The organism is Sphaerochaeta sp. S2 (assembly GCF_016406725.1).
GTDB lineage: Bacteria > Spirochaetota > Spirochaetia > Sphaerochaetales > Sphaerochaetaceae > Sphaerochaeta.
Genome location: NZ_JAEKNT010000181.1, coordinates 1 through 9,423 on the forward strand (window position 1 = coordinate 1; position 9,423 = coordinate 9,423).

7 protein-coding genes and 2 pseudogenes are annotated in these 9,423 nt (G+C 48.6%); 4 read left to right on the top strand and 5 right to left on the bottom strand.

Annotated elements, in window-relative coordinates:
* The 4 genes and pseudogenes from cysS to JF818_RS04840 all read left to right on the top strand — a co-directional run.
* A pseudogene (cysS, locus tag JF818_RS04825) lies at positions 1–627 on the top strand (cysteine--tRNA ligase); the annotation flags it as partial.
* Positions 628–654: 27 nt separating this feature from the next.
* Positions 655–1,173, top strand: coding sequence for an RNA polymerase sigma factor (locus tag JF818_RS04830; RefSeq protein WP_198890837.1), 519 nt, complete (start codon positions 655–657; stop codon positions 1,171–1,173).
* Positions 1,174–1,178: 5 nt separating this feature from the next.
* Entirely contained in the window at positions 1,179–1,715 is a 537-nt protein-coding gene (locus JF818_RS04835) for an anti-sigma factor (protein ID WP_198890838.1), read from the top strand.
* A gap of 102 nt (positions 1,716–1,817) precedes the next feature.
* Positions 1,818–4,472: a valine--tRNA ligase gene (locus JF818_RS04840; protein ID WP_198890839.1), complete on the top strand. Its 2,655-nt coding sequence runs from the start codon at positions 1,818–1,820 to the stop codon at positions 4,470–4,472.
* 130 nt (positions 4,473–4,602) lie between these two features.
* On the opposite strand, the gene JF818_RS04845 is transcribed toward JF818_RS04840, so the two are convergent.
* The 5 genes and pseudogenes from JF818_RS04845 to lon form a co-directional block, all read right to left on the bottom strand.
* The gene (locus tag JF818_RS04845) at positions 4,603–4,776 is read right to left on the bottom strand and encodes a hypothetical protein (RefSeq protein ID WP_198890840.1); all 174 of its coding nucleotides are present in this window, start codon (positions 4,774–4,776) and stop codon (positions 4,603–4,605) included.
* A 93-nt stretch (positions 4,777–4,869) separates the two neighbouring features.
* Positions 4,870–6,009 carry a glycosyltransferase family 2 protein gene (locus JF818_RS04850; protein WP_198890841.1) on the bottom strand — a complete coding sequence of 380 codons (1,140 nt, stop codon included), beginning with the start codon at positions 6,007–6,009 and terminating at the stop codon, positions 4,870–4,872.
* The gene (locus JF818_RS04855) at positions 6,006–6,758 is read right to left on the bottom strand and encodes a tetratricopeptide repeat protein (protein ID WP_198890842.1); all 753 of its coding nucleotides are present in this window, start codon (positions 6,756–6,758) and stop codon (positions 6,006–6,008) included. Before JF818_RS04855 ends, JF818_RS04850 begins: the two co-directional genes overlap by 4 nt.
* A 4-nt stretch (positions 6,759–6,762) precedes the next feature.
* Positions 6,763–8,046: a U32 family peptidase gene (locus JF818_RS04860; protein WP_198890843.1), complete on the bottom strand. Its 1,284-nt coding sequence runs from the start codon at positions 8,044–8,046 to the stop codon at positions 6,763–6,765.
* Positions 8,036–9,391 (bottom strand): annotated as a pseudogene (lon, locus tag JF818_RS04865) (endopeptidase La); the annotation flags it as partial. The gene JF818_RS04860 and the pseudogene lon, both read right to left, overlap by 11 nt.
* Between the last annotated feature and the right edge of the window lie 32 nt (positions 9,392–9,423).

Consider the following 9,423-nt stretch of genomic DNA (forward strand, 5'->3'; position numbering starts at 1 on the left):
CAGTGGGTGAAGTACTGGATGCATGGTGAATTCCTCTTGGATGAGACCGGGAAGATGAGCAAGAGCAAGGGAGAATTCCTTACCCTTGATTTGCTGAAGCGCAAGGGCTACGATGCAATGGATTACCGTTATTATTGTTTGGGTGGCCATTACCGCAGTCAGCTGAAGTTCAGCTTTGAAGCGCTCGATACTGCTCGTAAGGCTCGTAGGAATGTAGTGGATCGTATCCAGGTTCTGCTGAAGGACGGTGCCAAGGAAGTCTCCCTGAAGAGTGAAAAAGCTCTGCAATACAAAGAGACGTTCCTTGAGCATTTGCAGCATGATCTGGGAAGTCCCAGAGGGCTTGCTGACCTTTGGGGGGTACTGAAGGATGAGGAACTGGACGGAGATGAGAAGTACTCCCTCATCATGTTCTTTGATCAAGTGTTCGGTCTTGATCTTGCATCTGTTGAGCTGCCGAAAGAAGAATCGTTTCCTCCTGAGGCTCTCGCACTGCTCGAGAAGAGACTGCAAGCGAAGAAGGAAAAGAACTGGCCGCTTGCTGATTCTCTGCGTTCTGAGCTGGATGCAATGGGCTACCTTGTCAAAGACACCCCAACGGGAAGTTCTTTGGAAAAAAAGATGTAACTTGGTTACTGGTGAGTTGTTAACGTTATGGAAATACAAAGCAACGATGAGCGAGCCTTTCGGCAAGTGTATGAGCAGGTATTCCCGATATTGATGCGTGTGGTTTATCACGTAACCAATAATCAGGACCTTGCTGAGGAGATTTGTCAGGAAGCTTTCATCCGGTTCTTTGACAAAGGCATGGAGTTCGCTACCCTCAATGATGCCAAGTATTGGCTCATCAGGGTTTCGAAGAATCTTGCCATCAACCAAGTGAAGCGGAAAGCCCGCGAGATGAACATGGTGGATAAATTGAAAAAATATCCGGCCACGGGGGCAAACCATTCCGATGGATCTCAGGTATTGATGGAGAAGGAGACCAGGAAACTTGTACAGGAAGCAATTGATCAGCTGCCCGAAAAGTTCCGCCTAGTCATTGTGATGAAAGAGTACACCGATATGGACTACAAGCAGATCGCACAGGTGTTGCATATTTCTGAAAGTAACGTGAAGGTACGAGTCTATCGGGCAAGGAAGATGCTCGAGTCGATTCTCAGCCAGGAGTGATGTGAATGTGTGTCGATGACGAATTGTTGAATACCTATTTGGATGGCGAATTACAGGAGCCTTGGAGGACCCAGGTCCAGGAACACCTAGGCTATTGCAACGCATGTCGCCAGAGACTTGAACAGCTTCGCGCCCTTCACCAGAAAGTTGCAGATGCTGTTCTGCCTGATTCAGAAATCTCTGCCCGGCAGGATCGAGTGCTCCAATATTTTGAGAAGACACGTTTCTCTTCTTCAAACAAGAAAATGCATATTTTTCGAAAGAAAATCCAGGTCAGGCTTGTACCTGCCTTGATTACCTCTGCAGCAGCATTTGTCGTGGTATTTATCGGGGCCTTTGTGCTCTTTGGGAACAGCTCCCAGCAGGGACAGGAAATCCTTCCTGGGGTTGCATCCCAAATAGACAGTGCCCATATACAGCAAGTGACTGAAGTCCAGCAACCTTCCCTCGATATGTTCAGTTTGGAACAGATTGTCCAGCATCTTGATGCAATGGGGTATGCAGTGAAGCTGGAAGTGAAGGCGGTCACTCCACTCGAATAGCATTCCGTTTTTCTTCTCATGCCGAAGGCTCTGCATTCACTTGTAGAGCCTTCCCTATTTTGGTACTATGGGGAGACTCTTTTCACCTGTAGGAGGCATAATGTGAAGGCTGTTGAGTTACCGAAGGCCTATGACCCGAAACAATTCGAGGATCGAATTTACCAGCAATGGCTGGAAGAAGGGAAGTTCAAACCCGCTGAGGGCAAGGAACCTCCATTTACTATCGTCATGCCTCCTCCCAATGTTACAGGGATACTGCATATGGGCCATGCCCTGAACAACTCCTTGCAGGATATCCTGACCCGTTACTACCGGATGAGTGGGAGGACAACCCTTTGGCTTCCCGGTACTGACCATGCAGGTATCGCCACACAGCATGTGGTTGAACGTCAGCTTGCAAAAGAAGGGTTGCGCCGTCAGGACCTGGGACGTGACAAGTTCCTGGAGAGGACATGGCAGGTAAAGGATAAGCATCATGACATCATCACTGACCAGTTGAAGAAGATTGGTTGCAGCTGTGATTGGGAGCATGAACGATTCACCATGGATGAAGGTCTTAGCCAGGCTGTTCGGGAGAGTTTTGTCACCCTCTATGAACGTGGTTTGATCTACAAAGGCGAGTACCTGGTAAACTACTGCCCCAAGTGTGGTACAGCCCTCGCCGATGATGAGGTTGAGTACCAGGAACTTGGTGGATTCCTTTATGACGTTCGCTATCCCTATAGTGATGGAAGTGGTTATATTACCGTTGCTACCACAAGGCCGGAGACAATGTTCGGCGATGTGGCTGTTGCAGTACATCCTGATGATGAACGCTATACCCATCTTGTCGGCAAGTTGATCGATCTTCCCCTTACTGATAAGAAGATCCCCATCATTGCAGATAGCTTTGTGGAGATGGGGTTCGGAACCGGAATGGTAAAGATTACCCCTGCGCATGACCCCAATGACTGGCAGTGTGGTATGCGCCATGGTCTTGAAAAGGTCAATGTACTGAATCCTGATGGCACGCTCAACGAGAACTGCCCTGAAAAGTATCGTGGCATGAGTGCAGTCGATGCACGCTCCTTGGTGGTCGCAGACCTGAAGGAACAGGGATTCCTGGTCAAGGAAGTTGTCCACAACCATGATGTCGGCCACTGCTACCGTTGTCATACAGTCATTGAACCGTATCTTTCCAATCAGTGGTTCGTGAAGATGGAAGGGATGGCCAAGAAGGCATTGCAGGCTTGGAAGGATGAGAAGGTGGTCTTCTATCCCAAGCGCTGGGAGAATACCTATACCCACTGGTTGGAGAACATCCATGACTGGTGTATCAGTCGACAGCTCTGGTGGGGACACCGCATTCCCGTCTGGGAGTGTCAGGATTGTCATGAGATCATTGTAAGCCGTGATGACCCCACTTCCTGTCCCAAGTGTGGTTCCAAGAACCTCATCCAGGAGAGTGATGTACTCGATACTTGGTTCAGCTCCTGGCTATGGCCTTTCAGTACGCTTGGCTGGCCTGAGAAGAGTGCCGACTTGAAGCAGTTCTTCCCCACAAGTACCTTGGTTACCGGATATGACATTATCTTTTTCTGGGTAAGCCGGATGATCATGGCCTCCCTGGAATTTCTTGGTGAGGTTCCGTTCAAGGACATCTACATCACCGGATTGGTACGTGACAAGCAGGGGAGGAAGATGAGCAAGAGCCTCGGCAATGGCATTGACCCCTTGGATGTTGTTTCCCAGTATGGTGCTGATGCCATGAAATTCACGCTTGCCTACATGGCAACCCAGGGGCAGGACATACTCATCGATATGGAAACCTTCAAGCTTGGGAGCCGTTTTGCCAACAAGGTCTGGAATGCAGCCCGTTTCCTCCTGATGAATCTTGAAGGGGTGGAACTGGGTGATATTGCCAAGGTTGAACTCAATACACTGGATAAGTGGATCTATAACCAACTCAACGAGGCAGCAATGAAGATCAAGGTGGCCATGGAGAACTATAAGTTCAATGATGGAGCACAGGCTGTCTATGATTTCTTCTGGAATGACTTCTGTGACTGGTATGTAGAGAGTGCCAAGCGTGGTCTCTATAGTGAAAAGCCTGAGGAGAAACAGAGACAGGTAACTATCTTGCTCGACTTGCTTGCTGAGTCCATGCGTTTGATGCATCCCTTCTCTTCGTTCATCAGTGAAGAGATCTACCAGAAGCTTCCCAATGTTGATGACCAATTGATCGAAAGCAGGTATCCCATTTTCCAGAAAGAACGGGAACATGCAGATGAGGCTACCCTTGTACAGAGGATGCAGGAGGCTGTTACCGCTCTCAGGGCGATGCGCTCTGAGCTAGGCATCCCTGTGGAGCGGAAGATCAGGGTAGTGGTGAAGTGTGACAAGGATTTCTTTGCCTCTGAGTTCTTCGCTGAGCAGAAAGCATTGATGGCTACCTTTGCTGGGGCATCCTCAATCGAAGTGGACAGCAGTGATACTATCGATGTCGCAGGAGCGTTCCCTGTAGCAGGTACTGGCTATGAGATGTATGTATTTGTCAGGGAAGCAATCGATGTGGAAAAGGAGATTGCCCGTCTGGAAAGCGATCTGGACAAGCATGACAAGAATCTCTCCAAGGTGATGGCAAAACTCTCCAACGAGAAGTTCCTCCAGAACGCCAAGGAGGAAGCTATCGAGAAAGAGAAGGGCAAGAAAGCTGAGTTTGAGGAGAAGATTGAGAAAGGGAAGAAGCACTTGGCCCTTCTCAAGAGTTTCCTGTAACGGAACATCCAAATAATGTATCAATATTCCCCCTGGAAGCATTTTTCAGGGGGCTTTTTCTATGCATTGGTCGAAACAAAGAAATAGGCGCCCTGTTCGGGCGCCTGATAAAACGAGTAAGGACTTCTTATTATTCGCCTTTCTCTGCCTGAATTTCTTTTCTGCGCTCTTTGGCAAGCTTTGCAATTTCAGCCAGAGCCTTGCGAGCTCTTGCAGCCGATACCTTGACTCCCTTCTCGGTGAACTTCTGGTTTTCTGCCAGATAGGTCTCATACTGCGCAACAATCTGCTCGTGAATAGTCATGTATTCCTCCATGTGTCTAGGTTAATTCATTCTACCATGATTTCACCCTTTCGCAAGTAAAAAACCGGTATTTAGTGCTCTAAAACGCTATTTTTACGATATTTTTCGGCCTTTCCAATCAAATCCCCTCCCTGTGAGTACCAAAAAGAGTCCATGGAGGTACATCAGCACTACAGAGAATACGGTGATATGGGCCAAGAATGCTGAAGAAAATGAGAATTTGAAGAACCGAGCGTTGATTACCCAGGCTGCTAGAAAGAGGAGCGTGCCTGCAAGGCTGGGCACGATGGTCATCAAGGATTCACCCGTGACTGCTAGATAAAGAGGAATGAGAGGAGAGAAAGATAACAGAAGCAGCACAAGCACAATCGCAAGGATGAGGATGGTACTGAGCCACCCTCGCTTTACCACTCCATTGATGGAACGCTCTAGTCCATGGAAGGCTTCCTTGATTGAGGGGAACATCTCACAGCTAAGTGCTTCACTCATCGGAGCGAATAGTTGCTTCTCTCGTAATTTGACACAGCTCCGTGCAAGGAGCACGTCATCACATATTTCACTCTTGATATGAGAAAACCCTTCCATATGGACGAGTGCGCTACGCCTAAGAAACATATACTGCCCGATTGCCATGGCAAACATGGGAATCTGGAGTCGTTCCTGGAGCCTGAATGGTACATACAGGGTAGGGTTGAACAGCATCGCACTCACCAACAATTCAATACCTAGGTTTCTGGTAACCTGCTTGGGGTAGCCACTGAGCATGGAAGCGTTATGTCCCTTGAGCAGGGAAAGTCCATAGGAGACGGAGTCTGGATTGTGTACCGTATCAGCATCTGTAAAGAGCAGGTAGTCACCTCTGCTCTCCTCGTAGAGTTGCTGCATCGCAAAGATCTTACCTCTCCAACCTCGCTTTAGGGGTTTTCCTGGTATAAGACGGACACGTTCATCCTCCAGGCAAAGTGTTCGTACCACGTTTGCAGTATCATCATCAGAGCCGTCATCAAGAATGAGAATCTCAAGATTCGTGTGGTTCTGCGCAAGCAGTGAACGTACGCAGGGTCCAATGGTATGCTCCTCATTCCTCGCAGGGATCAAGACACTGACCAACTCCTCTGAGCTTTCCATCAGAATTGTATTCTGTAGACCGGAAAGATAGCGGATATTGGAGAGGGTTAGGATGAAAGCGTACAAACCCAAGATGCCGACAATAAGAGAGAGGATCATACTCATAGACTCTCCTCTGTTTCCCTGATGTAATCATCAAGGGTAGGGTCGAATGCATAGATTGCCTTCGCAGCTGAAAAATATCCCAGTGCCTTGTCCCACTCTTCCCTGTCCATGCAGATACGTCCTATACCTACATATATGCTCGAAAGGTCCCATTTGTTGAGCTGGGAAGGTCCTGCTTCAAGCAATGTAAGAAAAAGTGAGAGCGCCTCATCTTTATCACCTCCTGCAAAGGAGGGTGCGTAGAGAAGGCTGTTGGCTTTCATCAGTATGGCATATATCTGGTTGGGGTACTGAGCGTAGGCTTTCTTGATCTTGGAGTTGCTGCTGATCCCTTTAGCAAGTCTTGATGGGTTGATAAGGTAATAGATGGAATCAATCTCGGCTTCGCCCATCAAGTGAAAAAATGAACCATTTGGAAGATGTTTCAAGGAGGACTCAGCTTCCTTGAGCAGTTCCTTCGCTCTCTCTATATCCCGCTTCTCCATTTCCGTGTAGAGCCTGGCCAGCATTGTCGAGCTGCGTATGGCGAGCACAGCCTGCTCTTCTTCCTGAAGTACAGGATTTAGGAGAAGCTGTTGTCGTACCACTTCTCCCTGCATGGCATCTCCATCTCCTCTCACAATATCCATAAATTGCACAAAACGTGCATGTTCACCAAGAAAGCCGTAGTCATCATCGAGGGGTACTGCAGCTGCTAGTGTGTGAGAGAGAAATAACACGATACTTACAGTGATATATAGTCTCCGCATGTCTTTATTTAAGCATAGATTCCCTGCGGATGATATAACCTTTCTCAATCGGCTTGGTTGTTTTAATGTACTGGATCTTGCCATGGTCAGCTTGTTCTACCGGTATATGGTCAGCATCAAGCAGGGTGAATCCTTCATCCTCAATCTTTGGTACATCCTTGGCGATATACTCTATCTTCATGGTGTCCTTGATCTGGTTCTTCAGGTCCAATGTGTAGATACCTTCAGCTACCTTCTCTCCGACAAACCCACAGAAGAGATAGTTTCTCTCATATCCTTTCTCTGTACTCTTGTCGATTGACTCTCCCATGACAGGATCTACCGGTCCATGACCAAAGAAAAATCCTGTGGAGTATTCACGGTGGCTGATATTGAACAGATCCTCACGGTAGGCCTTCCAGCTCTCATCGCCGGTTTTCAGGCTATCGAGTGCTTTTCTATATGCCCTGGTTACCACAGCCACGTAGTAGCTGCTCTTCATCCTGCCTTCGATCTTCAAGGAATCCACACCGGCGTCAACGAGTTCTCCCAAGTGGTCTATCATGCATAGGTCCTTGCTGGAGAGTATGGTGGTATACCCATCCTGTTCAGAGATAGGGTAGTAGACACCACTTCGTTGCTCTTCTTCCAAGGCCAATGCTCCACTTTTCAGGACCTCCTCGATCGCATCTGTGGTTGCCAGACGATAGTTCCACCTGCAGGTATGACTGCAATCCCCCTGGTTGGCGCTTCTGCCTGCAAGATGGCTGGAGAGCAGGCATCGGCCGGAGTAGGCCATGCACATAGCCCCATGAACGAACACTTCCAGTTGTAGGTCAGGATTTGCATCCTTGATCCGTTTGATGTCATCAAGAGGTGTTTCCCTGCCCAATATTACACGGGAGAATCCCATTTTTCGGTACATGGAGGCACTACTGGAATTGGTGCAGCTGGCCTGGGTTGAGAGGTGAAGTTCAACATCATCACCCAGTGCATCCTGCAGGATGGGAACAAGTCCCAAGTCGCTGATAATGAAGGCGTCGAAGGGCCAGGACTTGATGATTCCCATCTGATCCTGCAATGAGGAGAGCTTTTTTTCATCGAAAATCATGTTCAGCGTGCCATACAAGCGTTTCCCGCTTGATTGTTTCAGACGGGAAACCTCCTGTAAGTCTTTTTCGCGGAAGTTCTTGGCATTGGCACGCAAGGAGAAGTCACTCAGTCCCATGTATGCTGCATCCGCACCATATTCAAATGCAAGACGCAGCTTTTCTAGGTTACCTGCGGGACTCAGTAACTCAACGCTCACGCAATGCCTCCCTCACGGCAAGGGCTACTGCCTTGCTGATCGTCTCTGCATCGCTGGTGCTTGAGGGCATAAGTATTGGCTGCATGGCTTCTCGCTTTTCATCTTCAGGGAAAGCGAGTGCCAGCACTTCCTCAATGCTTCCCACAAGATGGAAGTTGATACCTTGGGTTACCTGTTCATCCAGTTTGTCCAGATCACGCTTGTTGAACTGTGGGATGATGATGTCCTTGATCTTGTTCCGTCTTGCAGCGAGGACCTTCTCCTTCAATCCACCGATTGGCATAACTCTTCCCTTCAGGCTCAGTTCACCGGTCATGGCCAGATCAGGTGCAATGACTTGGTTTGTCACCAAGGAGTAAAGGGCAACGGTCATGGTAATACCAGCCGATGGCCCATCCTTTGGGGTGGCCCCTTCCGGCACATGTAGATGGATTGAGTTGTGCTCAAACCAGCTTGGATCGATCTTTCGCTCCAAGGCATGGGCTTTCACCCAAGTATAGGCAAGGCTGACCGATTCCTGCATGACTTCCCCAAGCTGGCCGGTGAGTTTGATCTCTCCCTTGCCGGGGGTATTCTGTGCTTCGATGATCAGGGTATCTCCACCCATACTTGTCCAAGCAAGCCCAATCGCCATTCCTGGTCGGTCTGCCTTGAGTATTTCATCCTCAACAAAGATAGGCTGGCCGAGCAGTTCATACAACAATTTCTCGTTTATGGTCACAGGGAGCTTTTCTTCAGGATTCTCCGTGAGCATGAGCGCAACCTTTCGGTTGATCTTATGCAGGGACTTCTCGAAGTTTCTTACCCCAGCCTCACGTGCATACTCATCAGCTATCTTTCTGAGAATCTTGGCTGGATAGCGAATCTCACTCTTGCTCAGACCGTGTTTCTCCAAGGATTTTGGTACCAGGTACTTCTTTCCTATGGCCAGTTTCTCATCACTGGTATATCCAGCAAGCTGGATGATTTCCATACGGTCAAGCAGGGGACGAGGTATTGTCTCCAAGGTATTGGCTGTAACAATGAATAGTACTTCACTGACATCGAAGGGAATATCCAGGTAGGTATCCCTGAATGTATTATTCTGCTCCGGGTCAAGCACCTCAAGCAGCGCACTTGCAGGATCACCCTGGTAGGAGACACCCATCTTGTCGATCTCATCAATCAAGAAAACGGGGTTCTTGCTCTTGGTGATTCTCAGGCCTTGGATAATCTTACCGGGCATGGCACCGATATACGTTCTTCGGTGTCCCTTGATCTCACTCTCGTCATTCATACCACCAACTGAGAAACGGAAGTACTCCTTTTTCAGTGATCTGGCGATGGAAACGCCCACACCTGTCTCTTATATACATTTGACTCCGCAGGCGAAATAGA

Coding starts and splice junctions, on each gene's coding strand:
- JF818_RS04835 (WP_198890838.1), top strand. CDS start 1,179: ATGTGTGTCGATGACGAATTGTTGAATACCTATTTGGATGGCGAATTA.
- JF818_RS04830 (WP_198890837.1), top strand. CDS start 655: ATGGAAATACAAAGCAACGATGAGCGAGCCTTTCGGCAAGTGTATGAG.
- JF818_RS04845 (WP_198890840.1), bottom strand. CDS start 4,776: ATGACTATTCACGAGCAGATTGTTGCGCAGTATGAGACCTATCTGGCA.
- JF818_RS04855 (WP_198890842.1), bottom strand. CDS start 6,758: ATGCGGAGACTATATATCACTGTAAGTATCGTGTTATTTCTCTCTCAC.
- JF818_RS04850 (WP_198890841.1), bottom strand. CDS start 6,009: ATGAGTATGATCCTCTCTCTTATTGTCGGCATCTTGGGTTTGTACGCT.